The 26,601-nt window shown below is 54.0% G+C and carries 21 protein-coding genes; 16 read left to right on the top strand and 5 right to left on the bottom strand.

Features of this window, described 5'->3' with window-relative positions; genetic code table 11:
• Positions 1–66 precede the first annotated feature (66 nt).
• A complete protein-coding gene (locus NSQ24_RS19535; RefSeq protein WP_003389013.1) occupies positions 67–2,559 on the bottom strand; it encodes a U32 family peptidase in 2,493 nt (830 codons plus the stop codon).
• A gap of 159 nt (positions 2,560–2,718) precedes the next feature.
• Between NSQ24_RS19535 and NSQ24_RS19530 the strand changes: the two genes are divergently transcribed.
• Complete coding sequence (locus tag NSQ24_RS19530; RefSeq protein ID WP_339166421.1) at positions 2,719–3,063, top strand: ATP-binding protein; 345 nt, start codon at positions 2,719–2,721, stop codon at positions 3,061–3,063.
• A gap of 68 nt (positions 3,064–3,131) precedes the next feature.
• Here NSQ24_RS19530 and NSQ24_RS19525 read toward each other — a convergent pair whose 3' ends face one another.
• Positions 3,132–3,725, bottom strand: a complete 594-nt coding sequence (locus NSQ24_RS19525) for a TetR/AcrR family transcriptional regulator (protein WP_003389015.1) — start codon at positions 3,723–3,725, stop codon at positions 3,132–3,134.
• Between the two features lie 200 nt (positions 3,726–3,925).
• Here NSQ24_RS19525 and NSQ24_RS19520 point away from each other — a divergent pair, with 200 nt between their 5' ends.
• The 9 genes from NSQ24_RS19520 (at position 3,926) to NSQ24_RS19480 (ending at position 14,963) form a co-directional block, all read left to right on the top strand.
• A complete protein-coding gene (locus tag NSQ24_RS19520) occupies positions 3,926–4,402 on the top strand; it encodes an N-acetyltransferase (RefSeq protein ID WP_003389016.1) in 477 nt (158 codons plus the stop codon).
• A 251-nt stretch (positions 4,403–4,653) separates the two neighbouring features.
• On the top strand, positions 4,654–5,352 hold the full coding sequence (locus NSQ24_RS19515) for a sigma-70 family RNA polymerase sigma factor (RefSeq protein WP_003389017.1): 699 nt from the start codon (positions 4,654–4,656) through the stop codon (positions 5,350–5,352).
• A 44-nt stretch (positions 5,353–5,396) separates the two neighbouring features.
• The gene (locus NSQ24_RS19510; protein WP_339166419.1) at positions 5,397–6,227 is read left to right on the top strand and encodes a GNAT family N-acetyltransferase; all 831 of its coding nucleotides are present in this window, start codon (positions 5,397–5,399) and stop codon (positions 6,225–6,227) included.
• Between the two features lie 238 nt (positions 6,228–6,465).
• Positions 6,466–8,547, top strand: a complete 2,082-nt coding sequence (locus tag NSQ24_RS19505; protein WP_003389019.1) for a methyl-accepting chemotaxis protein — start codon at positions 6,466–6,468, stop codon at positions 8,545–8,547.
• A gap of 98 nt (positions 8,548–8,645) precedes the next feature.
• Positions 8,646–9,401, top strand: coding sequence for a GTP pyrophosphokinase family protein (locus NSQ24_RS19500; protein WP_003389020.1), 756 nt, complete (start codon positions 8,646–8,648; stop codon positions 9,399–9,401).
• Positions 9,370–10,806: a dipeptidase PepV gene (gene pepV / locus NSQ24_RS19495; RefSeq protein ID WP_003389021.1), complete on the top strand. Its 1,437-nt coding sequence runs from the start codon at positions 9,370–9,372 to the stop codon at positions 10,804–10,806. Before NSQ24_RS19500 ends, pepV begins: the two co-directional genes overlap by 32 nt.
• Before the next feature lie 248 nt (positions 10,807–11,054).
• Positions 11,055–12,542, top strand: a complete 1,488-nt coding sequence (locus NSQ24_RS19490) for a DEAD/DEAH box helicase (RefSeq protein ID WP_172920286.1) — start codon at positions 11,055–11,057, stop codon at positions 12,540–12,542.
• Positions 12,543–13,092: 550 nt separating this feature from the next.
• Positions 13,093–14,583 carry a serine hydrolase domain-containing protein gene (locus tag NSQ24_RS19485; RefSeq protein WP_339166418.1) on the top strand — a complete coding sequence of 497 codons (1,491 nt, stop codon included), beginning with the start codon at positions 13,093–13,095 and terminating at the stop codon, positions 14,581–14,583.
• A 134-nt stretch (positions 14,584–14,717) separates the two neighbouring features.
• Entirely contained in the window at positions 14,718–14,963 is a 246-nt protein-coding gene (locus NSQ24_RS19480; RefSeq protein ID WP_003389025.1) for a hypothetical protein, read from the top strand.
• Between the two features lie 66 nt (positions 14,964–15,029).
• On the opposite strand, the gene NSQ24_RS19475 is transcribed toward NSQ24_RS19480, so the two are convergent.
• Entirely contained in the window at positions 15,030–16,442 is a 1,413-nt protein-coding gene (locus NSQ24_RS19475) for an RsmB/NOP family class I SAM-dependent RNA methyltransferase (protein WP_339166416.1), read from the bottom strand.
• A gap of 86 nt (positions 16,443–16,528) precedes the next feature.
• Here NSQ24_RS19475 and NSQ24_RS19470 point away from each other — a divergent pair, with 86 nt between their 5' ends.
• Complete coding sequence (locus NSQ24_RS19470) at positions 16,529–17,290, top strand: hypothetical protein (protein WP_003389029.1); 762 nt, start codon at positions 16,529–16,531, stop codon at positions 17,288–17,290.
• A 29-nt stretch (positions 17,291–17,319) separates the two neighbouring features.
• Positions 17,320–18,270 carry a methyl-accepting chemotaxis protein gene (locus NSQ24_RS19465; RefSeq protein WP_003389030.1) on the top strand — a complete coding sequence of 317 codons (951 nt, stop codon included), beginning with the start codon at positions 17,320–17,322 and terminating at the stop codon, positions 18,268–18,270.
• A 243-nt stretch (positions 18,271–18,513) separates the two neighbouring features.
• Here the strand turns inward: NSQ24_RS19465 and NSQ24_RS19460 are convergent, their stop codons facing one another.
• Entirely contained in the window at positions 18,514–20,211 is a 1,698-nt protein-coding gene (locus tag NSQ24_RS19460) for a M14 family metallocarboxypeptidase (protein ID WP_339166414.1), read from the bottom strand.
• A 205-nt stretch (positions 20,212–20,416) separates the two neighbouring features.
• Between NSQ24_RS19460 and NSQ24_RS19455 the strand changes: the two genes are divergently transcribed.
• A complete protein-coding gene (locus NSQ24_RS19455; protein WP_003389032.1) occupies positions 20,417–21,841 on the top strand; it encodes a hypothetical protein in 1,425 nt (474 codons plus the stop codon).
• 68 nt (positions 21,842–21,909) lie between these two features.
• Here NSQ24_RS19455 and NSQ24_RS19450 read toward each other — a convergent pair whose 3' ends face one another.
• The gene (locus tag NSQ24_RS19450; RefSeq protein ID WP_031931842.1) at positions 21,910–22,605 is read right to left on the bottom strand and encodes a class I SAM-dependent methyltransferase; all 696 of its coding nucleotides are present in this window, start codon (positions 22,603–22,605) and stop codon (positions 21,910–21,912) included.
• A 249-nt stretch (positions 22,606–22,854) separates the two neighbouring features.
• Between NSQ24_RS19450 and hppD the strand changes: the two genes are divergently transcribed.
• From hppD to NSQ24_RS19435, 3 genes are all read left to right on the top strand, one after another.
• On the top strand, positions 22,855–23,946 hold the full coding sequence (gene hppD / locus NSQ24_RS19445) for a 4-hydroxyphenylpyruvate dioxygenase (protein ID WP_172920262.1): 1,092 nt from the start codon (positions 22,855–22,857) through the stop codon (positions 23,944–23,946).
• 148 nt (positions 23,947–24,094) lie between these two features.
• Positions 24,095–25,819, top strand: a complete 1,725-nt coding sequence (locus tag NSQ24_RS19440; protein ID WP_003389035.1) for a sensor histidine kinase — start codon at positions 24,095–24,097, stop codon at positions 25,817–25,819.
• Positions 25,794–26,576 (top strand): LytTR family DNA-binding domain-containing protein, encoded by a 783-nt coding sequence (locus NSQ24_RS19435; RefSeq protein WP_024983859.1) that lies wholly within the window; start codon positions 25,794–25,796, stop codon positions 26,574–26,576. Before NSQ24_RS19440 ends, NSQ24_RS19435 begins: the two co-directional genes overlap by 26 nt.
• Positions 26,577–26,601: the final 25 nt, after the last annotated feature.

Raw genomic sequence — 26,601 nt, 5'->3', positions numbered from 1 at the left:
CCCTGTATCGGAAATGGGCGTCCGTCGCACAATTTCCGTGAGATATACATCAATTGGACTTCCGGTTTATTTGATCAGCTGGCCGCGGGTTACACCCAATTGGTTGGTCGCTTTCAGCGAGCGCCATACGTGGGAGCCGCTGACTTCGCCGCGCAGCGCTTGGCGGTACAGGCGAATCACTTCTTGCACTCGCTCCGGCTCTTCCTCCAAAAATTCGATCCGGTAGCTGCCTACGCCCAGCTTGGTAAATTCGCTCAAGTACTCGGCGCCAGACTGGTCGATGGCGTTGTAAACGGTATTGCGGCAGCCGGTATCGACACGCACCGGATGGGAGAAGCCGACCCGGTCGCGCAGCGAAACGCGGGAGGTTTCGCAAGGCGTTCCGCAGTTGGTATGGTCGGTGCCGGGACTGAGGAACGTGCAATATACGCAGTGCTCGGTGTGGAACATCGGCAAATGCTGATGAATGACCACTTCCATCTTGGACGCGTCCGCGTTTTCGAGGAGATCGACCATCTGCTGGATGTTCAGGTCATAGGAAGGCGTTACCATCTCCAGCCCGCAATCCAGGAACAGCTCGACTGCCTTATGGTTGGCGATATTGAGCGAAAAATCCCCGATCAAGGGAATACCCAGCTCGTGTCTGCGGGCCATGTAATAGTGAAGCGCTCCCGTATTTCGCACAAGAATGGCATCAGGCTGGCTTCTGGCGATCAGGGCGAGGACCCCGTTCTCGTCAGGCATGTGGATGCGCATTGTTGCGATTGCGATCTTTTTGCCATAGCGATGCGCCAGTTTGACCGCATCCGGGTACTGCTTGACGAATTCAAAATCGGCGTACAGGAAATCGACGTCGGTCTGAGCAGCGGCTTCCACTTGCTCAAGCGAACGGCAGAGAGCAGTCAGCTTCGGTTTTTCCACTTGGCCGCGCTCTTTTACATCTGCGTACGCGTCAACAGTGCGTTTTTGATAGACGGGCGGCTTGGTCCGCAGGAAGAGCAGCTGTTCGACAGCTTCCCGGCGCATCCGGTTCAGTTCGCTGACAGGCACGATTACCTCGCCGTCGAGTGCTACCGTCAAATCTGCCGCTTCGAGGCGGTAGATCGTGCCGCCGAGGCGTCCGAGCTGATCGAGCAGCAGCTCTGCAGTCAACGGGCGCTTTACGGCTGCTTCCAGCGGTATCTCCGATTGGCTCGTGACGGCGTTGTTCGCCATTTTGTCCACCCACGTGACAGACAGCTTTTCCCCGAGCTTGCCGCTCACATGTACGCTGAGCGGGAAGGTCCGGTACGGCTTTTCCGTTTCAAAGGTTTTGCGCAGACGTTTGTCCAGCTCCGGATCGCTCGTTTTCCAGACGCGGTCGCCGACATGAATGCGCTGCAGCTTGACGTCGTTTCGTCCCATGACGATCTCGTAGAGCCCGCTGTTTACTTCGCCCTCTACTTTTTTGCCGCGCTGGAGCAGATCGTACACGCGTCCGCCCTCTTCCTTCTGGGTCGGATCACCAGCGTCAAATACGATTCCGTCGCCGCGCTTCAATGGTGAAGACAGCTCGACGAGAACAGCGTTTTTGAGCACCTTCTTGACGGTTCCGAGGAAGACGCCGCGGCTTTTCGGGAAGCTGCCGTCCAGCAGGGTCTTGTTGTTGGTTCCCTCCAAAAAGCCGTGCGTAAAGCCGCGGGAAAAGCTTTGCTGCAGCTCCCGGATGTCCTGCTCGCTCACAGAGGCGTCCTGTCCGGCAAAATAGCGGTCGATGGCGGCGCGGTATTTGCTCACAACATTGGCCACGTATTCAGGCGATTTCAGCCGGCCTTCGATTTTAAACGAGGTGACGCCCGCTTCGATCAGCTCCGGTACCAGCTCGATCGCGGCCAAATCCTTTGGTGAAAGCAGGTAGGCGATATTGCCCATCTCTTTTTGAACACCGTCGACGATCAAATCGTACGGCAGACGACAGGCTTGCGCACACTCGCCGCGGTTTGCGGAGCGGCCTCCCCACATTTCCGAAGTCAGGCACTGACCGGAGTACGATACGCAGAGAGCGCCGTGGACAAATACCTCCATCGGCAGCTTCGCTTTTTCGCCGATGACTTTGATTTCCTTCAATGAGTTTTCCCGTCCCAGGACGACGCGCTCGATCGAGAACGGCTTCGTGAATTCGACTGCCTCCGGCGAGGTGATCGTCATCTGGGTGGACCCGTGAATCGGAAAATCAGGGGAGATTTCACGAATCAGCTTGACCAGCCCCAGATCCTGGACGATCAGCGCATCCACGCCGGCGTCAATACAGGCCTCGACCAGCTTGCGGGCTTCGTTCATTTCATCTTCAAAAACGAGAATGTTAAAGGTCAAGAAGCCCTTGACTCCATACATGTGCAAAAAAGCCATAATCTCCGGCAGTTCCGCCATCTGGAAATTTTCGGCTCTTGCCCGTGCGTTAAACTTCTCCACACCGAAAAAGACGGCGTTTGCTCCGTTGGCGACTGCAGCCTTCAGACACTCCCAGTTTCCTGCGGGCGCCAAAAGTTCAATATCTTCACGTTTGATACCATTTCGCATTTGTGTATGTTACCTCCAAGGTCAAAAACAGGCTATCTTCATCATCATAGGGAAATGTCCCAGTCTCCGCAAGGAAAACCTCGATCCAATGTGCGTTTTCAAAAACTTCCCTTTCCGTTTGTACCGACAGACTATTTTTCAGGGAAGAGTCAGACAATTGTGAAGAGCCGAGAGTATCATGCTGATTGTAAAAACATCCTGTTCCAGTTGCTTATCATTATGGTGCCTGCCTGGCTGTACAAAGCATATGGTGGGACAGGTCCGTATGAATCTGTTGAAAAACGGCATGGAAGCGATGCAGCATGGCGGAATGGCGGAATTTTGGAAATAGGAGCGAAACGGCAGGACAGGGATGTGGTTGTTTCCATTAAAGACGAGGGAAAAGGCATGACACAGATACAGCTTGAGCAGGTGGGAGCTCCTTTTTATTCGACACAGGAAAAGGGAAATGGACCGGGGCTGATGGTGAGGTGCAGAATTGTGGAAACGATAGGGGGAACTTGACCTGTGTATGGGGGAACGGGGGCAGCTGTCAATGCCGCCAGTATGAGAGAAGGTCCGGACGTCAGATGTTATTCTGCGTCCAGGCCTTCAAAAACAATCGAGACCTTCTCTTCCATGATTTCTTCCAACGCCCAGGCACCTTCGTTGCGTACCCAATCGTAAAGCGCATTGTAGTAAATATTCTCCAGCATGTTGGCTGCCACCAACGGATTGAAGCGCGTTTTCAGCCGGCCTTTTTCCTGCGCTTCCTCGATCAGATCGGCAAACAACTGGCGCAGCTCATAATAGACGTTTTTTTCGTTCTCCAGAATCTTTCTGTGCTTCATGGAGGACTCTACCAGCACTTTGATGAAGTCGTAGTTTTGGATATTGACCTCATTCATGATTTTGTAGATGCGAAGTACTTTTTGCTTGCAGCTATCCCCGTAATCCCACTCTTCCCGGCGTTCCTCGATTTCATGCAACCGCTCATATCCCCAGTTGGCGAGGATTGCTTCCTTTGACGTGAAATGAAGAAAAATGGTTCCGCGGGCAACATCCGCTTCTTCAGAAATCATGTCAATCGTGGTGGCTTCAAACCCGTGCTGTTTAAATAGTTTGATAGCGGCATTAAAGATTTTTTCGCGCGTTTCCCGCTTCTTTCGTTCTCTGCGTGTCGTCAAAAGGAAGACACCTCCTTTTTGGTTATAGAAGATTATAGCACAACTAATTCCTGCAAAAAAATTCCTGATCGTCGAAAAAACAAAAAAGAGGGGCGAAAAAAGGATAGACTTCTCACGATACCGGATGTATATTTATATATCATAATGAATATTTATTATGCCATAGATGACTGTGAGAGCATGGAGTGGGGGAGAGTAAAATGGTTGTCACCAAAGCGATAGCGGTGCGAAAGGCAACGATGAAAGACGTAGATCAGATGCTGGAGATTATTAATCAATATGCACAACAAGGACTGATGCTCCCGAGGACAAAATTATCGGTTTGTGAACATTTGCAGTCGTTTGTTGTCGCTCACGACGGCGAATCGGTAGTCGGCGTGGCGGGGCTGCATATTTTGTGGGAGGATCTGGCGGAGATCCGTTCTCTGGCCATCGCGGAGCGGGCAAAGGGATTGGGGGTAGGCAAACAGCTGGTGCTTCACTTGGTTGATCAGTGCCGGGACCTTGGCATCAATCGGGCATTGGCTCTTACCTACCAGAAGGAATTCTTTGAAAAGTGCGGTTTTCATATCGTCGCCAAGGAAACGCTGCCGCAAAAAGTATGGAAGGACTGCATCAATTGCTCCAAACTTCCTATGTGCGATGAGATTGCCATGATTTGCGAAACGGCTGTGTAAACAAAAGAAAAAGAGTTTCGAGAGAGAAGAGTCGTTGGGTGTGAGGTGTGCCGCTCTCTGCTGCTTGCATGGTCCAATCCGTGCCGGCGGTTTAGAGAACGGTGCAACCTGAAACCGGCGGCTCTTTTTTGCCTTGCAGCTGAGCGGGATTGTCAAAACATGAAAAATAGTCATTTTTTCGTGAACCGGTTGGCTCACTCGCGCGTCTAGACTCATGTAGATGAAATTGTGGACAAAGGAGGCTTTCCCATGTGAACAGCGAACCGAGCATGCTGCAGGATGTCCTGCTTGCAAAAAACGGCGACAGAGATGCTTTCGGCAGGCTGGTTGTGGCCTATGAGCGGAGACTTTACGGTCTGGCAAAAATGTATCTCAAACGCGACGAGGATTGCGCTGACGCGATACAGGAAGCGATTCTCAAATCGTATCGTGCCCTTCGCAGTTTGAAAGAGCCTGCATATTTCAAAAGGTGGCTGTTTCGGATTCTGATTCGCGAATGCATACAATTGCTGCGCATGCAAAAACGGATGCGGATCATCCAGTCGGGATTTTGCGGTGAAACCGTGGTTGGTCTGCAAGAAACGGTTGCATTGAAGGAGGCCGTCGCCGGATTGGATAACGATCTGCGCGTTGTCGTCCAGCTTCATTACTTCAAGGATCTGCCCGTCAAACAAATCGCTGAGCTTGTAGGTGTCCCGGCAGGAACGGTAAAATCCCGCCTGCACCGGGCTCGCATGATTTTGGCTGAAATTCTCGAATCCCCCGATGAAAGAAGGATTGATTATGACCCGATTATCAGAGGGGAGCACTGGCGCAAACGCTCTGCTCCCCTGCCTATCCCCGTACCGAAGCGAGTCGTTCAAGCATCCATGAGGATTCTGTTGAAGCACTTGAAGGGCCGGGACATTCATGAACAAAGAACAGACGGGGGGTGCCTGCATGCCCTTTAGACGAAAAGAAAAGCCGAGCATCGGCAAGAAAGGAGCCTGGACGAGTGATTTTCAAACTGGACCGGCAGGATCATCGCAAGGTCAGGAGCCTGCTCCCGGCAACGGAGCAGATCTACAACAGAACGGTACATGCAATTATCGATGGCGTAAACAGAGGGACGATTTATGTTGACGACCTGAGCCAGCCGAAAACGGCGCTGGTCGATGTCACGGGAATCAGCTCCTTATTCATCGGCGATCCGCACAATCAGAAATTTACTGCCCCTCTCCGGGAGTTTATCGACACAAAGCTGAAAATCGACACCTACGAATCGTGCGGAGGCACCTATTTCATCGCGGTATTGAGCGATGAAGCGTGGGAAAAAGCCATTGAAGAAGCAATCTCACACAGAGACTACGAGCCGGATTTTGAATGCTACTTCACGTTTCATCCCGATCGCTTTTTGGTCGCGAAGAGCAGCTTCAAGCCATTGCCAGGCGGGTATAGCGCGAGGAAAATAGACGCTGCGGTGATCGAAAGAGATCGGGACGAGTACCTGTCGAACGCGATTGCGGAATTCTGGTACTCGGTCGACGATTTTCTGAAACAGGGTCTCGGGTATTGCATCATGAAGGGCGACGAGGTCGTCAGCGCGTGTTTCTCCTGCTGTGTATACGGCAAGCACCACGAGATCAATGTGGAAACGTACAGGGAAGAAGAGAGAAGCCAAGGGCTGGCGACAGCAGCATGCGTCTTGTATTTGGAGCACTGCCTGCAATTCGGGCTTACCCCGCATTGGGCGACAATGGAAACGAATGAGGCGTCCATCCGGTTGGGAGAAAAATTGGGGTTCCAATACGACTCCAGGCTAAAGACGCTGGAATTCGAGTTTTGAAGAGCTGCCGGGAACGTATCGATTGTCTGAAAGAGGAAAAGAGTAGATGCCAGTTGCCTCGGGTTTACGGAGCGGCTGGCATTTTTTGCTGCTTTCTCCGGTTGCATTCCTTGCTTGCCGATCCCTTATTTAGGAAAAATGGTATGCCTCTGTGACATGTTTTCTGGTACTATGTTCTTACTAGTCATAAAATTTGAAAATATCTACCGGAGAACAAGAGAGACAAGGGGGCAACTCTATGAAACTGGGGGCTCGGATGTTGATTGCCTTGCTGTTGGCAGGAATTGTGCCGCTGACAGCTGCGGGTGTATTTGCCTATTCGCAAACGAAGCAGGAGCTGTTGGAGGGGAGCGCAGCCACACTGGAGGCGCTTCGCAACAGCAACAAGGAACAGGTGGAAAACTATTTTCGCGAGCGATCCAAGAACCTGGAGACACTGGCTGCATCCGGCTCGGTGATTGATGCCTTGCCTGCTTTTGAAGCCGTATGGAAACAGGGCAGGGAAGCCCCCGTTTATCAGGAGGTAGAGGAAGCGCGGGGCAAGGAGTTGAAGATGGAAGTGGCGAGATACGGCTTCGCCAATGCGTATTTGCTGAATGACAAAGGAGAAGTCGTCTTTGAGACAAAACCGCAGGCTGATTTTGGCACGAATCTCCTCAGTGGGCCATATAGTGGTACGACATTGGGGCAGACGGTGGCAAAGGCATTCAAAGGCTTGAGCCTTGAACTGTCAGATGTCAGCCGGTATGAACCGTCTGGCGGCGCTCCGGCCATCTTCATGGCAGTCCCGATCTTTGATCACGGCACCGTCATCGGACAATTGGCGGCAGAAGTCCCGCTCGATTACATATCCCGGCAACTGAACAGAAGAGAGGGACTCGGCGCCACTGGGAAGGTGTATTTGATCGGACAAGACAAACTGATGCGGACTGATCTTGGCGGCGGGGAGCCAACTCTGTTGCAGGTGAAGGTCGACACGGAGATTGCCGATCAGGTGTTGTTTTCCAATCAGACCGCTGCTACCGTGCAGTCGACAGACTATCGCGGAGAGGAAGTGCTGGTATCGTACGATCAGGTGAAGGTGGGCAAGCTGACCTGGGCGATCCTGGCGGAAATGGACATGACGGAAATTATGGCCGGACCGAACAGTATCCGCAATGCCATTTTGCTGTTCAACGGAATCGTCCTGATATTGGTGGTGGTTATTGCGTCTGTCACCGCTGCCTGGCTGCGCCGCTCTTTTGCCGGAATGCTGCTGGTAGCCAGAAGGATCGGGCAGGGCGACTTTACCTGTGCTGTTCCGCCTGCTCTTTTGAAGCGAAAGGACGAATTGGGAGAGCTGGCGCGATCGCTGTTTGCCATGCGGGATCAGCTGAGCGACATTTTGATCCAGGTCCGGCACGCCTCTCATTCGGTTGCGGAGTCGGTACGGGAGATCCACGGAAATACGGGGGAAATTTCCTCATCCAGCGGGCAAATTGTGCAGGTCGTCGACCATGTGGCAGCATCTGCAGATCGACAGGTCGACAAGCTGGCGCGCACGTTGCACTTGGCAGAGGATTTGACGGCAACGGTCTCGGGCGTAACGGGACACGTCGAGCAGGTGGCGATCTCCTCCAGGGAGATGAGAATTCACGCAGAGGAAGGGCGGCAGGCCATCGAGGCTGTCGTCAGCAGCATGGATCAGATTAACAGAGCTGTGGAAGCGACGACACAAGTCATTCACGGACTCGAGCTGCGCTCACGGGAGATTTCCAAAATCATCGCAGCGATTACGGAGATCGCCCGTCAGACAAATCTGCTCGCGCTCAATGCCAGCATCGAAGCAGCGAGGGCAGGCGAGCACGGCAAGGGATTCGCCGTCGTGGCCAATGAGGTTCGCAAGCTGGCAGAAGGTACGAATGAAGCCGCCCAGCAAATTGTCGCCATGATCAGCGACGTCCAGGCGAGCACGACTGCCGCTGTGGAGAAAATGGCCGAAGGCACGCGCACCGTCAAGGACGGTTCCCGTACAGCCCGTCAGTCCGGCGAGCTGTTTCAGCGAATCGAAGAGAATATCCGCAGAGTCTCCTCCGAAATGGAGGGGGTTCGGCAGGCTTTTGCCAGGATCGCTCCAGAGGCCCAGCAAGTCGTTGCAGTCGCACAGGAAGTATCCGCTGCCTCGACAGAAGCGGCTGCCGGTGTCCAGAGCATCTCCGCAGCGGTGGAAGAGCAGAGCGCAGCCATGGAAATGATCGCGGCTTCAGCCGATCAGCTCTCTGCACTTGCCGACAGACTACGAGAATCGCTGGCAGCCTTCCGGTTGGATGCGAAAAATTAAGAGACCCGCTGCGGTCTCTTTTCTCATTCAGGGGAGGATATCTCTAGCAAAATGTTGAATCATAAGGACGATGGAGTTTCGGGTCGGAGGGAACTAGCATGCAGAAACTAGACTGGGAACTATACCTGCTACCGTTCGAACAAGCCGTGGAAGAGATCAAGGTTAAGCTGAAAAACATCCGCAACGAGCTGCGGAAGCGAAAAGAGCACTCTCCTATCGAGTTCGTCACCGGTCGGGTGAAGTCGGTCCCGAGTATATACAACAAGGCAAATCGCCTTCAATTTCAAATCGATGAAAATATTTGCTGGGAGCTCCGGGATATAGCAGGAATCCGGATCATCTGCCAGTTCATTGACGATATTCCAGCTGTGGTGGAAATGATCCGGCGCCGCAAAGACATGCGGATTTATTTGGAGAAGGACTACGTGTCCAGGCCAAAGGAGAGCGGGTACAGAGGCTATCATCTGGCCGTAGCGTACGAGCTGATGACAGCCCGGGGGCAGGCGGTCATCCCTGTGGAAATCCAGATTCGCACACTGAACATGAATTTCTGGGCGACGATCGAACACTCTCTCAACTACAAATACGAAGGAATCATTCCCTCCGCGATCCGACAGCGCTTGATTGAAGCCGCCAAGGCGTCATCCAAGCTGGACAGCGAGATGAACAATATCCGCGAGGAAATCAAGGAGGCCCAGGTGGAGTTCACCGCCAAGGAAGTAGCGATGGAATCGCTGATTTCACTTGTGGAGCTTGATTTGGACGTGGACGATGAGGAAACGGGAGAAGGCATGAAGACCAAAGAAGGGAAGAAACATCTACATGACGACGATGAACTGGCTGCAGGAAGTTGAAAAGCGAAAAGACGACCTGATTTCCACGACGCAGGGATTTTTGCGGATCAAAAGCTTGCTGGACCCATCCACAGCACGGGAAGGGGCTCCTTTCGGCGAAGGCATCCGTGAAGCGCTGGACTTTGTGCTTGAACAGTGCAAGCAGGCAGGAATGACGGTAAAGGATGTCGGCGGCTATGCCGGTCATGCGGAGTTTGGCCAGGGCAGCGAATTGATCGGCGTGCTCAGCCACGTGGATGTCGTTCCAGAAGGGGACGGCTGGACTTCGCCGCCATACGCTGCGGAAATTGTGGACGGGAAGATCGTCGCCCGCGGAGCGATTGACGACAAAGGACCGACGATTGCGGCGATTTTTGCGGCGAAGCTGGTCAAGGAATCCGGTCTGCCGCTGTCCAAACGGGTCAGACTCATTTTTGGAACGGACGAAGAGTCTGGTTGGCAGTGTGTCAAAACGTACTTTGAAACCGAAGAGATGCCGACCATGGGCTTCACGCCGGATGCCGATTTTCCTTTGATATATGCGGAAAAGGGACTGACAGACCTGACTGTTTTGCAAACGCATGAAGCGTTCCTCGGGCAGCAGCTCCCGTCGGCCGACAGCCCGGCAGCTCAGCTTCTGGAGCTTGCCTCTGGCAGAAGGATGAACATGGTGCCGGACAAAGCGGAGGCCAGATTGTTGCCGATGGGCATGGGAGCCGAGGAATTGATTCAAGCATACGAGGCGTATTTGAACGATTCGGGCATGAAGGGCAAGGCCGAATGCTCAAATGGGCATGTGCTGCTCCATATGGAAGGCGTCTCCGTCCACGGAATGGACCCTGGCAAGGGCGTCAATGCAGGCACCGAGCTGATTCATTTTTTGGGAACACTGACGCTGGATGCCCGAGCGGATCAATTCGTCCGCTTCACCGAGCAGTACCTGTATCGGCAGCATTACGGCGAAGCGCTCGGCATCTCTCATCATGACGAGGAGATGGGACCGCTCACGCTGAATACAGGCGTAATTCAGTATGAGGCAGATGGCGATGCCCTGTTCCAGCTCAACATTCGCTATCCTCACTCCTTGCCGTTTGAAAAGTGGAGCGCCATTTTCAAGGAGCGGATTGCCCAGGCTGCATTCGTGTTCGAGGTGGTCGAGCATTTGCGCCCTCACCGGGTAGACCCGAATCATCCACTGGTGACGACTTTGCAGCGGGTTTACACGGAGCAGACCGGACTGGAAGCGGGAATTATCGCGATTGGCGGCGCTACTTACGGCCGTTCGCTGGACGTAGGCGTTGCCTTTGGCCCGCTTTTCCCCGGCCGTCCCGACTGCGCGCATCAGCGGGATGAATACATTCTCATAGACGATTTGATCAAAGCGACGGCTATCTACGCTCAAGCGATTTACGAGCTGGCGAAATAACCGGAAATGCAGGCGGTTCGAAGCAGCATGCACGCATGCAGCCGAGCCGCCTGTTTCATCCCTTTTGCGAAGCCAAAAAGGGGCATTCTGACCGTTTTGTTGTGTTTTTGAAAAGACTCCTATACTATAGGGAGACAGAACCAGCGCTCGTCGCTGAAAATGAAGGACGGATGCCGTTATCCGCTCGTCAGGCAGGGATGGCCGACAGACGGGGGAGGGCGGCTTCCTTTGAAAAGGAAGTGAGCATCATGACAAAGACATTTGCGTCGTTTGGCTTTCGCCCGGAACTGATGCAAGGCATACAGGATTCGTTTTACAAGGAACCGACGCCGATCCAGGCTGAAGCGATACCATTGATAACAGAGGGCAAGGACGTCATCGGTCAAGCGCAGACCGGTACGGGGAAAACAGCGGCTTTTGTGCTGCCGATCCTGAATCGTCTGCAAGCGGGCAGGAAGGATATCCAGGCTGTGATCCTTACGCCGACGCGTGAGCTGTCAATCCAGATCGCCAAAGAGGCTGAGAAGCTTGGCAAGCATATGGGTGTCAACGTTCTTTCTTTGCACGGCGGCACGGATATTGAAAAGCAGCTGAACAAATTGAAAGAAACGGTTCACATCGTCGTGGGAACGCCGGGACGGGTACTGGACCATATGAAGCGGGGCTCCCTGCACTTTGGCCGCATATCCACGCTCGTTCTGGACGAGGCCGACAAAATGCTGGAGATGGGCTTTCTCGAGGATGTCGAGCAGGTCATCGTGAACACGCCGCAGCAGCGTCAGATTCTTCTTTTCTCCGCCACGATGCCCGATCTGGTGAAAAAGCTGGCGCAGCAGTTCATGAAGCAGCCGCCGCATATCAAGATCGAATCGAAGCAAAAGACGGTTGAATCCATTGAGCAGTTTTACTATGTGGTCAACCAGACTGAAAAGACGGATGCGCTGGTCGATCTGCTGGAGCAAGAAAAGCCATATCTTTGCATTGTGTTTGCCAACACCCAGGTGCGCGTGCAGCAATTGACTGCGCGGCTTCAGGAAAACGGATTTTCGGCAAGCGCGCTGTATGGAGACTTGTCGCAAAACAAGCGGGAACAGCTAATGAAGCAGTTCCGCGATATCAAATTCCAGTTTCTCGTGGCTACCGACATCGCGGCGCGCGGGCTGGATGTGGAAGGCGTCACTCATGTGATCAACTACGACCTGCCAAATGACGTGGAGAGCTACATCCACCGCGTCGGACGGACGGGACGGGCCGGACAAAAAGGGAAGGCGATTTCGCTCGTCTCTCCTCGCCAGAAAAGCATGATGATCCGGTTTGCAAAAGCGACAAAGGCGTCGATCGAGGAAAGGCTGCTGGTAGTCGGACGCCATCTCGACGCGGGACGCCGCGAGCGCGCCAAAGAACGTGAAGCGTATTTTATTGAACTGCGCGAGCAGAAGGCAAAGGAAGAAGCGAAGGAAAAGGACAAGCAGATCGCTCCGGTCCGCGAAGCCATCAAAAAGAAGACAAAGGTAAAGCCGGGCTACAAGAAAAAGCTGGCTCGCGAGCTGGAAGAGCTGCAGACCAAATACGAAAAAAATCGCCGCCGCGCAGAAGCGATCGCTGCCCGCAAGGCAGGGAAATCGGGTGATGCGGGGAAAGCTGGCGGCGCTGGCAGATCCGGAAAACCGGGCGGAGCTGGCAGCCGTGGCGGAAACCGCTCAGGAAATTTCGGCGGGAAACGTCCGCGCGGTTAACAGTCGACGGGTAGAAGCAAAAGCACCCAGCGTGCCAGCCCAGAGTATGTGGCTAGCCTAAGTCTGGGGCAATTGATGCCGAAACAGCCTTAGTCCTGAATTTGCAGGGGCTAAGGCTGTTTGCTGTACAGATATTCTGGCAGCAGGATACCTTTCTGTTTCCAATGTCGGTATCATTTTCGTCACCTCAATCATTTGATTTTTTGATGGATAAGGGCGGCCAGAGACGAAGCGGACATAGGGCAGGTGGTCTTTGGATTCCATTTTGCGCATGCGTTTCCCAGCTTGGCAGGCCAGATCGTTGATCGCTGCGAATAATCATTGTCTGCTGGAGCGAAAAGAGCTGCGAGATTTTTTGAAAGATAATCAATTGGCTGACAGAGTGCTGGTACCCGAGGACGGAGAGCGCTTTTCATTTTCGCAAGCCGGGCCGCAGGTCCGATTTCCTCTCCGCCTCTTGACGGATTTCCAACTTGGTTTCATCTGGTAATGTAGTCATCGACAACGATTGACGCAACCGCCTCAGGATGACCAGGAAAAGGAGTCTGTCATGAAGAGCTTATTATCCGTGCAATCTTTTCGGTTTTACAGCTATTTTTTATGTTTGTCCTTGATCGTCTCAACCCTGATTTTGCCTAGTCAGCATGCTTCTGCGGCACAGCAGGCGATTTCCGCCGAGCTGCAAGCCAAGCTTGATGAGATCGATGCCTACATCGATGATGCCGCCGCGAAGCTGGGTGCCCCCGGAGGCTCCATGGTGCTGGTAAAGGACGGGCAGATTGTCTACAGAAAAACATGGGGAGTGACCGGAGACGGGAAGACGGCTGTGACGGCACAAACGCCGTTTTTGCTCGGTTCTCTCAGCAAGGGTCTTACTGCCTATGGAATCATGCTGCTTGTTCAGGCCAATAAAATCGACCTGGATGCGCCTGTCCGGCAATATTTGCCTTCGTTTACGCTAGAAAGCGAAGAGGACGCCGCGAAAATCACTGTCCGCCAACTGCTCACGCAAACGAGCGGGCTTGGTACGGAATCCGGCATGAAATTTGCCGACCAGGGAGCGGACGACAGCGAAGCAGTCCAGCGATATGTTCGTGAGCTTTCTACGGAAGCCACCACCGCACGGCCGGGTGAACGGCACCAGTACAGCAACGCAAACTACGGGATACTCGGAGCGCTGATCGAACGGATTTACGGCGTTTCGTTCGAGGAGTACATGGATAAATCCGTATTCGAGCCGCTTGGCATGTCCAACGCTGCAGCCAGTGTCCGGCAAGCCAAAGAAAAGGGCTGGATGTCCGGTTACCGCTCCTGGTTTGGTCTGTCTGTCCAAAGCGACATCGCATATGACAACGGGGGAGCTCCTTACGGGTACATTGCGGCAAGTGCCGAAGACATGGGACATTATCTGATCGGAATGCTGCAGCCGGATGCCGTGCTTTCTGCCCGCTACACCAGGATGATGATGGAGCCTGCCGTCTTGACAAGAGCCAATTCACAGACCTCTTACGGCTTCGGCTGGAGGATCACGCCGCTGGCTGAAGGCGGAGAACGCATCTGGCATGCAGGCTCAACCCCCGATTATCGCTCGGAGATCATGCTGCTGCCCGGGGAAGGATGGGGAGCCGCCATTTTGACCAATCGCAACAATTCGCTGGAGGAGATCAGGCTTACGCAAGTAATGAACGGGGTCCAGCAGATTTTGCTGGGAAAAAAGGCGCAGCCCGTAACCTTTTCAGTGCCGATGGAAAGATGGCTGTTTGCAGTTGTTTTTCTCGTCCTGCTCTTGGTAACGGCAATGGTGGTCTACAGATTGTTCCGAGTACGGCGGAAGTCAGGGAACAGGCGGATATGGGCCGGGCTTGCAACAGTCTTTATCCTGCTTGCCGTTCTCTTGCTGCCGGTGCTCCTGTACGGATTGAATGTGACCTGGCATACCTTTTCACTTTTTGTGCCCGATATGGCTGCTTTGGCTGTCGGATGCGTCGTTTTGCTTACCGCAAGCGGTCTTTTGTCAGTGAAAATGGCAGTGAACGGCTGAATCTAGTTCTATAGATGCAGGGTTTTCCTCTTACCCTAAAACGGGTACAATAAATAGAAGTACCAGAAAATATCGGCCACTTTGGACCTGGGTCCTGCTCAGGGGACAAATCAGGGTATGAGGAGAAAGCTGTCATGACTCAACTATTCTGTGAACAATGCGGTTTGCCTATTCCGGCGGCTGAATCGGCATGCCGTTCGTGCACACAGGAAGAACTGGATGAGTATCGGGTAGTTCGCGAGTATCTGCGAATGAACCCCAACTCCAATGCGATGCAAATCGCCAACGCAACCGGTATTTCCGTATCCAGAATCCTTCGTTACATAAAAAACGGCTCCTTGACGATGGTAAACGACGGGCCGAATCGGCGGAACCGCTAACAAAAACCCACCTGCGGGAAGAATCTGTGCTCCCGATGCAGGTGGGCTTTTTTCTTGCTAGCTGGATTACAGCCAGCGCAATCCCTTGGGATAATGGTTTTTCAGTTGTCCGTCAGCCTGCTTGCCCCAGCCGATGGGGAAGCCGTCCACACAGACCAGAGTCCAGCCAGCTTCTCCTTCCCGCGATAATGCTTCTCCCTTGAGATAGCGGATCAGGTCAGGATCGGCTGCAGAAAAGCTGGCGACGCGTGCTGCTGCCTCCGCACATACTGCCAAGGCGAGAGCGTGTGAGGGCTCCAGGCGATTTTTTTTCAGCGTTCCCAGGTGCAAGCCGGCCCGGTTGATGCGAAGGCCGTCCAAATCCAGTCCGGGTCGCGGGGTATAATAAAGCTGGTCGCCGAAGAGGAGAAGGGCAGAGTCGTCGGCGTACAGATCGCCAAGGTTCGGCAGGGCTTCCCGGACAAAGCTCTGCCAGATTGCGACCGCTTCCTTTTTGCCGGCAAAAGAGGCAGGTTTTGCTTTTTTCTTCGGACGGCTGCGGGACAGTTCTGCCGTGTCCGTTTCAGCCGACTTTCTCAGCTTGGCGACAAAGTGGCCTTCCCCTCGCAGTTTATGGGGCCAAAGGCGTGCGGCCAAAGACACATCCTGCAAGGACGGGTCGGCCCACTTGGGCTCGCCGGGCGAATACGAGTCTGCGGAAGGAAGCGGGATCATGTCAAACTCGGGATGGCGCTGTAGAAAGGCAGCCAAGGATTGCTCGTTTTCCAAAGGGGCGAACGTGCAAGTCGAATAGACAAGCGTCCCACCGGGCTTCAGCATGGCGCTGGCCGCATCCAAAATATCCAGCTGCATGAGGTGGCACTCCGTCACTTTTTCCGGTGTCCACTCCGCGACTGCCTCCGGGAGCTTGCGAAACATGCCCTCGCCGGAACACGGCGCGTCGACCAGTATCCGGTCAAAGAACAGCGGGAATCGCTCTGCCAGCCGCTCCGGTGTTTCGTTGGTCACGATAGCGTTGGTGATGCCCAGCCGCTCGACGTTTTCCGAAAGGGCCTTGACCCGCGACGGGTGAATTTCATTGGCGATCAACAGCCCGCTCCCTTTCATGGCCGCAGCCAACTGGGTTGTCTTGCCGCCCGGAGCCGCACATAGGTCGAGTACTGTTTCGCCGGGGAGCGCCTCCAGTGCTTCCGCAGGGGACATGGCACTCGGCTCCTGCAAATAGTACAGACCGGCTGCGTGGTAAGGATGCTTGCCGGGACGATCTCCTTCCCTGTAGCAGAAGCCATTTGGACACCATTCCACCGGCTCCAGGGAGAAGGGGGAGAGCGACAGGAAATCAGCCGGCGCAAGCTTCAACGGATTGATTCTGAGGCCGTGGCTCGCAGCCTCTTCATAGCTCGCGATAAAGGCTTCGTATTCGTCTTGCAATAGCGCCTGCATACGTGCCGTAAATGCAGCGGGCAAAGGGTTTTTCATGGTAGCCTCCGATGTCAGATTTTGTCTGGCCCTAAGAGGAAATTGGTGAATCATGGCGAATCCATTTGAAAGTGAGGTGAGAACAATTGAAAGAATCCCGTGCGGAAAGGTACCGCTCTCGCCGGCGCAACGATTCCGAAGTAAGCCGGTTTTGGATCATGGGTTTGCTCTTCTCACTGCTGGTACTCGCCTTTGAATTTTTGTTTGAGATTCCTGCCGATGCCACTTGGCTTCAGGAGATGGAAATGGCATTGTTCAGCGCGAGTTTTACTCTGCTTGCCTTTTATCTTTTGGGGCTGACGTTTGTTTTCTCGCGCCAGCAGGAGGCAGGCAAGGTAAACCACCATGTGATTATTTACGCATGGCTGGGGGCAATTTTGTTTCATCTGTTCTTGCTCATCAGCAACCTGGCAAACCAACATGTATACAAAGCAGGAATCATTTTGTTTTTGGGGCCTTTATTTTTAACTGTTTACCATTTTATCACGTACCTGTCCGCTTTGCGCGCCGCAAGACAGGAACAGGAACAAGCGACGGCCGCCTCCTATGAGCGCGCGGCTTATCAACTGATTCTCGAAGGTACCAAGGTATACGGTGAAATCAATCGGCTCAAAACCGCCTATCCGGAAGTGGAGCAAATGCTGCGGGCCAATGAATTTTACGGCAAGCTGGAGAGATACGCCCTGGAGATGCAGCAGTATTTGCAGACGAAGCAGTTTACCCGCAAGGACGTGGAAGTGCTGGAAGGCCATTATTACTACCTGGAAAACCTGCTTCTTTTGGCCAAGCAGCATCCGGGAATTATGGAATCGCGCGCTTTTGCGCACCGGGAGAGCCACACACGCTAGCCAGAAGAAAAAAGAGGAGAGTGACGTCAATGTTCTGGAAGAAAAAGAAGGACGAAGCCCAGCAGGAAATAGCTGCGACCGCCGTAGCACTGCAGGAGCCGGATGCGCGGGGAGACCGCGAAGAAATCAAGCGAGAGCTGATGGCGGTTTACGAGCAAATGGGCGCGATCATTCATCAGCATGGCGTTGTAAACGACCAGCACGGCTCCCTTGCCGAGCTGGCAAACCGGATGGAAGGCATTATCGCGAAAATTCAGCGGATCAGCACAGAGTCCGAGGAGTCGGCCGACAACCTTTATTCCCGCGGAGAGCGTTTGACGAGCATCTGCATGCAGTCCGTAGAACGGGCAAATGAAGGCAAGCTCTCAATGGCAGAGGTCGTCTCGGTGATGAGCGTGCTGGAACAGCAGTCTGCCAGCACGTCCGCATCCATGGGCCGTCTCGAAGAGCGTTCGTCGGAGATTACCAGCATCGTTCAAGTGATCAGCGATATCGCCAATCAGACGAACCTGCTGGCTCTCAATGCAGCGATTGAAGCCGCTCGCGCAGGCGAACAGGGAAGGGGTTTTGCGGTCGTGGCGGACGAGGTTCGCAAGCTGGCAGAAATGACAGCCAATTCGACCAAAAACATTGCCGAGCTGATCGGCAAAATTCAGGAAGAGACAAAAGAAGCGATCGCCAACAGCGAGAAGAGCGGCAGTGCGATCCAAAAAGGCTTGTCGACAAGCAAGGAAGCGGCTGAAAAAATGGAAAGCATCGTATCCGCCCTGCGGGAAGTGAGTGAAGAGACGGCGGGTGTCATGGAAACGATCCAGCAGCAAAAGCGCTACACGGACGAAAACAATCTGCAGGTCCAGGAAGCAAAACGGGCTCTGGAGCAGATGAATGAGGCGCTGCGCCATCACGTTCAGGAAGCGGGAGCAGTCGACAGGCAGCTGGAAGCCAGCTACCAAGACGTAAAACGATTGCTGGCTGAATAAAACAGCGCAAGCAAGTGAGCAAGTAATTATGTAAGGAAAAACCTCTTTGACAAAAAACGTCCCTCAACCGGCTGAAACAACCGGTGCAGGGACGTTTTTTTATTAGGTCGGGGTACCTGAGTGCCGGGGTACCAGGGTGCCGGGGTACCAGAGTGCCGGAGTATCTGAGTGCCGGGGTACCAGGGTGCCGGGGTACCAGGGTGCCGGAGTATCGGAGTGCCGGGGGACCGAAGTGCCGAAGTGCTAATTCGCCGGGAGCGGCTTTTCGGACATATAGCGGTATATAGGGATACGGTCACCTTTTTGCACAGGGAGGTAGCTGTTCGTCACGAAGCTGTCCACGGACTCCGGCTCCAGCGCGAGCGCAATAAAGTTGGCGAGCGGCTGGTCCATCGTAAATACGTAGCTGCCGGCAGGAAAGGTCACCTGCTCCTCAGTGACCCAGGTCTCCACCCGGTTGGGAAAACGGCCGTTTTCAAGGCGAGCCTGTACCTTGTTATCCGTGACAAGATAGCTTTCTACAGGGAGAGCAGCAGGCTCGGACAATGTCGCGATGTTCACGCCCAGCCGCTCCAGCCGGTCAGCGATATGGTGATAAGCGGGAGGCATCAAATAGGCAGTCGGCCTTTTCCTCTCCAGGGTCGGATAAGCATTTGTCGCGCTCACCCACGCAACCGGGATGGAGACGCGCTTGGACTGTGCCAAATCAATCACATCCAGTGAGTAACCGGTCATTCGTTTGTTTTCGCTAGTGACGACAATCCGGTCGTCGTCATCAGCTTTTTTCCCCTGCTCGATCAACCGGCTGCGTGATCTGGCGACCGTCTGTTTTATTTTTTCTGCATGTCGGGCTGTGGCCTGGATAAAGGCGGCATGTGTCGTCACCTGTCCATATACACGGCGTTCAAAATCGGCCCGGCCGATGCCGATTCCCCTCGTCTCCACCAAAAAGGAAAGGCTGTTTTTCAATCCGAGGGCATTGCGGCCGATTCGCGTTTCCGTACTGCCTTCTGTCGCGATAATCTGCCCGTCCTTGTTCTGGGATAACGTGTAGTAGGGGTGATGCGTCAGTTTGGCCTCATCCAGCGCTTTTTCAACTTCCGGCAGCAGCAGTTGATCGGACATGCTCCGCAGTTCTTTTGGGATGTTCAAATTTTTGGCCGAAGAGATCAGCACATCATAGGAAGAAAGCGCTCCTTTTTTCCCTGTCTTCGCCAGGGAAGCGGACGTGACGCCATACTCATGAGCGTCCAGCACGACATCGGGCCGGAAGCGGTCGAATGCCTTGTGGATCGCCTGCACCTCGGGGTATTCGGCCTTCATGTAATCGCGATTGGCATCTTGACCGACAGCGATCGTTCTTTGAAACCGGTAGGACCCATCGGGGTTGATTCGCGGAACGATGATTACATGTACCTGGTCCAAAAGGTCTTTTCCCAGATGTTCTGTTGCCAGCCATTGCGCGATGACCAGAGCGGACTCACCTGAAGCGGGCTCATTGCCGTGAATTTGGGCCTGGAGCCAGACGATAGGTTTTGTCTTGTCAGTTTGGACCTGGTCAGGCTGGCGGGACAGGATCAAAAGCGGAATGTCCCGACCTTCGAGGGATTGCCCGATGATTTCCAGGCGGACGTGAGCGTACTGACTGTCCAGCTTCTTGACGAACGCCATCATTTCTTCCTGACTGGTAAAGGCTTGGCTGGCCTTTTGAAAAGCAGGCGTATCGAAAGAAACAGAAGGGACGGGAAAAAGCGGGGCGATTGACCCGGGCTGCACGTAAACCTCTCCGGTCCCAAAATAGGGGAGAGGCTCTTTTGGCTCTTTGGCTGAAGGTGCTGCGGCAAGCGTCGGATGTGATTGGATTCCCCAAGCTGCCGGCGGGCAGGCGGCCAAAGAAATAAAGAAAAAGACGAGGGCAGCAGAAATAATTTTGTTTGTCATGACATCCCCTCCGTGTCGAATGTAATAGTCGCTTTCCCTACATCTTTATCAGATTGCAAGGCATTTCATCATGGTACTTTCTAATCATATTTGATAAATAATGGAGGAAATGCGAAGATAATGTGGAACCTATTACATCATGGCGTGGCAGTTACTCCGAAAACAGAGCGAGCGGGTTCGCAAACTTCTGAGCAAGGGGGATTACATGACCAAGGTAAGAAAGTCCGTATTGTTTTTTCTCGCATTGCTAGTCTCACTCGCAATGCCCCCTTCCGCCTCAGATGCTTTTCAGTGGGAAAAGCCGACGATCAAGGAAGAGTCTATTTCGGTAAGCGGTGGAGCTTTGAAACAGAAGATCTACCAGTTTAAAAATGGTGACGTGTTTCGCATGTACAGGCTGGAAGGGCAGATCGACAGCAGTCCGTATGTGCTGTCGGTGCCGTTTGCAGGCGAAGGGTCAACCTTTCGCCACGTTCTGAGCACGGATAATAATGGCCAGATCACGCGGGTATGGAATTTGCTCTCTTTGGCGGAGACAAATGAATTGCCGCTGGTTCCCGGCTTTATTGAATCACCAAGTCGTTACTTCTGGGTCGCCTCGCCGATTGTCTACAATCCTCTGGGGAGAACGACAATCGAGGAAAAAAAGGAATTGGCTCTGCCCATTGCCGTGAAAAAAGAGTGGTATCGCATGCATCTGGAGGTACAGCTCCCGGTAAAGGCGGGAATGGTCAGCGAATGGTGGATCATGGAGTCCAGCTCCCCGCTGGTTCCCTGGGATAGTGAGCCGACAGCCAATCTTTGGCTGGGAGTCGATCTCTCGGATAAGGCCAAGTGGTTGTACGACGGCTATTACTACACGAGTCCGTCTACATACGTTCCCTACACCGTCAATGCGTTTTGGCGCAATCCGGAGAACTATGTAGTCCGCTCCTTCCTGGCGAATCCAACCAGCAAAGCGGCGCAAAACATGGCCTACGTCATGCTCGATACCGCTGTCCGCAATCAGGAAGCGGAAGGGCACTGGAAGACGTATCCACAGTCCCAGTGGCTGGCTGACGATTACGGGATCCCTGATGGCTTTTACGATACGCGGTTTAATACCGGAATGGCCGAGCTGCTGCTTGATGGCTGCAAAAAGTATAATGAGAGTGAATTTTGTGAATCGGCCAAAAGGTACGCCCTGTATTTGCGCAATCACGCCAGTCAGTATCACTACGTAATACCCGGTCCTACAGATGGATGGCTGGTTGCCGATTACGCCCACCCGACACCGCATAAGCCGACACATGTTTCGCTCAACCACCAGTTGGCGGAAATTAACTTTTTGTGGAAAATGTACATGCAATTTCAAGATCCGGCCGACCAAGCGCTGGCAACAGTGATGCTTCAGGGAGTCACCAATCTGGGAGAACGATGGATCACGCAAAATGGAGATCTGCACTACGCCTGGTTCCCTGATGACACCTTTGGCAGACCGGATTACCCTTATCTGACCTACAATGATTTGCGGGAAACCCAGCGACTCTATCGGTCGCTTTACGGAACGGAACAGCCCGTAATCGCACAGCTGATGAAAAGCAAAGAAATGTGGATGGCAGCCAATAAAGTTGTCAATCCATTTCAGTAACAAAACGCCAAAAAAGGTGCCGGTCGCGGCACCTTTTTTTATGGCTGGCACGGGCGGGGCCGTTCTTTCTATCCTTTTTTCAGCACAAACAATGTCAAAAAGCTGAGGGCCTCGCGCAATTCCGCGGGTAACCGATTTGCCAGCTCGGCAGGTACGCCTTCTTTATAAACGGGTTCTTCCTCCAGCAGGACATAGCCATTTTCGCTGGCCAGTTGCTTCGCTTCCCACGGCATCATCGTGTTTTGGATCGTCGCCTCCCCGTACAGGCGGCGATAGCTGTGTCCCCGTGGTCCTGCCGTCGGGCCGAGTATGCCGAGGAGCAGGATGCCCCCCGGTTTGAGCAAACGATGGAACTCCAGGAGTGCAGCGAGTGGCGAAGGCGTGAATTCCGTCACGTTAATGCAGAGAATCCCGCTGAAGGTTTGATCGGAAAAGGGAAGGCTGGACACATCCCCAGTCTGAAAGCGGACAGCTATTTCACCGTTTTTTGCCCGGTCATTTGCCCGGTCTTTAGCCAGGCGAATCATTTCCCCGGCAATGTCGACTCCTTCCACAGTATAGCCGCTTGCGGCCAGCTTGCAGCTGGCGTATCCATCTCCGCAACCAGCGTCCAGAACAGGTCCATTTTCCGCGTGGACATAGCGGGTAAACAGCGGCAGGATCGTCCTGCGGCTGCCCGTTTCCCACATGGCTTCGCTGCGCTTATGCCAATCCGCCGAAAATTGGTCCCATTGCTCTTTTGCCATTTCACTCCATTGTGTCATTCGTATAGTCCTCCTTACCTTTCAGCAAGCATTTTACGCTTCATCCCTTGTTTTTCATCTATCCGGGCAAATATTCCTGCATCGTACCGGAAGACGCTGATGATGCGCACTTTATTGGAGAAAAGCTGTTGCGCGTTTTCGCGTTGTTCCGTGTTCTTGCGGGAGTAAACGCTTTCCATGTACTCTCAAGATAACAAACAAAATCATCCCAATCATGCAAAAATTTGAAAAAGTCGGAGGGGTAGGCAAATGAGCAACACCGATTTCTTTCCCATTCAGGACTGGGATTATGTGGAGTTCTATGTAGGAAATGCGAAGCAAGCCATGCATTACTTCACCAAGGCCTTCGGATTTCAGGCTGTGGCCTACGCAGGGCTGGAAACAGGCTCGCGGGAAAAGGTTTCCTATGTATTGAAACAAAAACATCTTACGTTTGTCTTGTCAGGGGCGCTTACTCCTGACAGCCCGATCAACGCGTTTGTGAGCAAGCACGGGGACGGCGTAAAGGACGTGGCTCTTCGCGTGGACGACTGTGAGCAGGCGTATTGCGAGGCCGTTTCCCGCGGAGCCGTGCCGGTCATGGAGCCGACCGAGTTTTCCGATTCCTTCGGCACTGTGAAAAAGGCAATCATCGGCACCTACGGGGACAACATCCACACCTTTGTCGAGCGGAAAAACTACAACGGTCCCTTCCTCCCGGGCTACCAAGCGTATGAATCTCCGGTTCAAGGAGAAGAAACCGGGCTGATCGGGATTGACCATATCGTCGGAAACGTGGAAGTCATGGACGAATGGGTGGCCTACTACCAAAAAGTCATGGGCTTCACGGCCGTGCAGAACTTCAGCGACGATGACATCTCGACCGAGTACTCCGCATTGATGTCAAAAGTGATGCAAAGCGGCACGGGGCGGATCAAGTTCCCGATCAACGAACCGGCCGAGGGGCGCCGGAAGTCGCAGATCCAGGAATTTCTCGAGTTTTACAAAGGGCCGGGTGTGCAGCATATCGCCCTGTTGACCAACGATATAGTAAAAACCGTTTCCGCACTGCGGGCAAATGGCGTGGACTTCCTCTACGTACCGGACACGTACTACGAAGAACTGAAGGAGCGTGTCGGAGAGATCGACGAAGACATCGAAACGCTCCGCAACCTGCGGGTGCTGGTGGACCGCGACGATGAAGGATACCTCTTGCAGTTGTTCAGCAAGCCGATTGTAGACCGTCCGACCCTGTTCGTAGAAATCATTCAGCGAAAAGGGGCGCGCGGCTTCGGCAACGGAAATTTCAAGGCGCTGTTTGAAGCGCTCGAGAGAGAACAGGAGCTGCGGGGCAATCTGTAAGAAGCGGCTTGGCTTTCTGTCCGTCGACAGCTATGGCTGTTGGCGGATTTTTTTGTGCGTCAATTCAGTCTAGACTGACGATTTGCTTGACCGCATAAGCACTCCGTGGCGATAATGATAACAACAGACTGGAAGAGGAGCGACAAGGATGAATTTGGCCCTCATGATCCCCTTGGCAGAACGAACTGCCGTACTGGTCGTAGCTGCCTTGCTGTTCACGCGCGTCAAAGCATTTCGCAGCCTATTAAACCAGCGAGCCACTTACAAAGACAAAGCAGTCATGGTTCTCATCTTTTCCGGAATTTCGATTTTAGGCACGTACAACGGCATCTGGTACCAGGACGCGATCGCCAACTCCCGCGTGATCGGCACCATCGTGGCGGGCCTTCTGGCAGGGCCGTGGGTAGGTCTGGCGACTGGGCTGGTCGCCGGCATTCATCGCTACACGCTTGGCGGCTTCACCGATCTGGCTTGTGCCATCTCCACGATCAGCGAAGGAGTTTTGGCCGGCCTTTTTTACAGGTTCCGGCGGACGCGGGAAATTCGCTGGACGACGGCAATGGCCGTCGGATTCGTCGCAGAGTGGATGCAGATGGCGATCATTTTGCTGGTGGCCAGGCCGTATGCGGATGCCCTGGCATTGGTGAAGGCCATCAGCGTGCCGATGTCGGTGGTGAATGCGCTCGGGATCGCCGTCCTGATCATCATTATCGATCTGGCAAAGACGGAAGAGGACCGGATTGGCGCTCTTCAGGCTCAGCGAACGATGCAGGTCGCGGACAAAACGCTTTCTTACCTCAGACAAGGGCTTACCTATGAGTCAGCCAAGCGCGTCGCCGAGGAAATCCTCCGCACGACCAGAGTGGCGGCCGTGGCGATTACGGACACGAAGACGGTCCTTGCCCATGTCGGCGCCGGCTCCTCTCATCATGTGGTCGGGCAGGAGATTACCACAAAAGCGACCAGGGAAGTGCTGGAGACCAAGGAAGTGAAGATCGCGGGGACAAAAGAGGAGATCGGCTGCCGGGAAAACAACTGCACACTGCGCAGCGCCATACTCGTACCGCTGATGCGCAAGCGGGGAGAGGTAGCCGGTGTGCTCAAGCTGTATCAGGATCGATCCCGCAAGCTGTCGGCGGTCGACCTGGAGCTCGTTCGCGGGCTGGGCAACCTGATCTCGACCCAGCTCGAGCTGGCCGATCTGGAAAAGCAGGCCCGTCTTTTGGCGGATGCCGAGATCAAGGCGCTGCATGCGCAAATCAATCCGCACTTTTTGTTCAACGCGCTCAATACGATTGTTTCCTTCATCCGCTTTCGCCCCGAGCAGGCGCGGGAGCTGCTCATTCATTTGGGAGAATATTTCCGCAAGAATTTGCACGACAGCGGTGGTTTTGTGACGCTGGCGGAGGAGCTGGAGCACATCGAGGCTTACCTCGCGATCGAGCGGGCCCGCTTCGGCGAAAAGCTGAAAGTGGAATATGAAATCGAGCCGGGCGTAGACCGCTATGTCGTTCCCGGGCTCGTCCTCCAGCCGCTCGTGGAAAACGCGATCAAGCACGGACTGTTGCCGAAGCGCGAGGGAGGCGTCGTCAAAATCAGCGCCCGCTTGAAGGACAAGCAGGTATTGGAGCTGAAGGTTGCGGACAATGGTGTGGGCATGGAAAAGGACCCGTTTGTCCCGCCCCCTCCGGCCCAGGACGGAAAACGCCGGCTGTCCGGCATCGGGCTGTCCAATGTAAGGAGCCGTCTGCAGGCCATCTACGGCCAGCCGTACGGGATCGTGATCGACAGCAAAAAGGGGCTGGGAACGACTTGTCTCATAGAATTGCCTTTAGGAGTGAAAGTTCATGCTGAAAGTGTTCATCGTGGATGATGAAGCCCCGGCAAGGGCAGAGCTTCGCTATCTCCTGGAACAATTTTCGGATGTAGCCGTCATTGGAGAAGCAGAGAGCGGGGAAGAGGCGCTCGAGCTTATTCCCGACGCGGAGCCGGATGCCGTCTTTCTCGATATTCACCTGCACGATCGCGACGGCGTCGATGTAGGGCAGGATTTGCTCGAATTGATGGTGCAGCCGCCCGTCATTATTTTTGCCAGCGCCTATGAGATCCACGCGGTCCGGGCTTTTGAGACGGAAGCGGTGGATTACATCGTCAAGCCGTTCAGCGAGCATCGATTGGAGAAAACGATCAACCGTGTCCGAAAGCTTCGTCCGCTGCCGGGAAGCGAAGCGGCCCAGCAGCCGTATCTGGAAATGCAACTGCAAAGCTTGCTCCAGACCGTACTTCAAGATCAGCAGCCGCGCCGGATACCGGTGGAGCGCAACGGGAAGATCATGCTGATCGATCCCAACGATATCGTCTACGCTACGGTGGACGGCCGATACGCGAGCATACATACGGAAGAGGAGCAGTACGCCACATCCTTTACCCTGCAAGAGCTGGAGAGCAGGCTGTCGCCCAAACAATTTTTCCGGACGCACCGGGCGTTCATCGCCAATCTGTACCGCACTGCAGAGCTGGTTCCCTGGTTCAAGGGAGCGCTCTATCTGGTCATGCAGGACGCTCAGCGGACGGAAGTCCCGGTAAGCCGCAATGTCGTGAAGGAGTTGAAAAAACGGCTGGGATTTTAGTTCCAACTTACTTTTTTTACTTTGA

This window comes from Brevibacillus sp. FSL L8-0520 (genome assembly GCF_037963895.1).
GTDB lineage: Bacteria > Bacillota > Bacilli > Brevibacillales > Brevibacillaceae > Brevibacillus > Brevibacillus borstelensis.
This window is presented reverse-complemented; position numbering and strand designations above follow the sequence as displayed.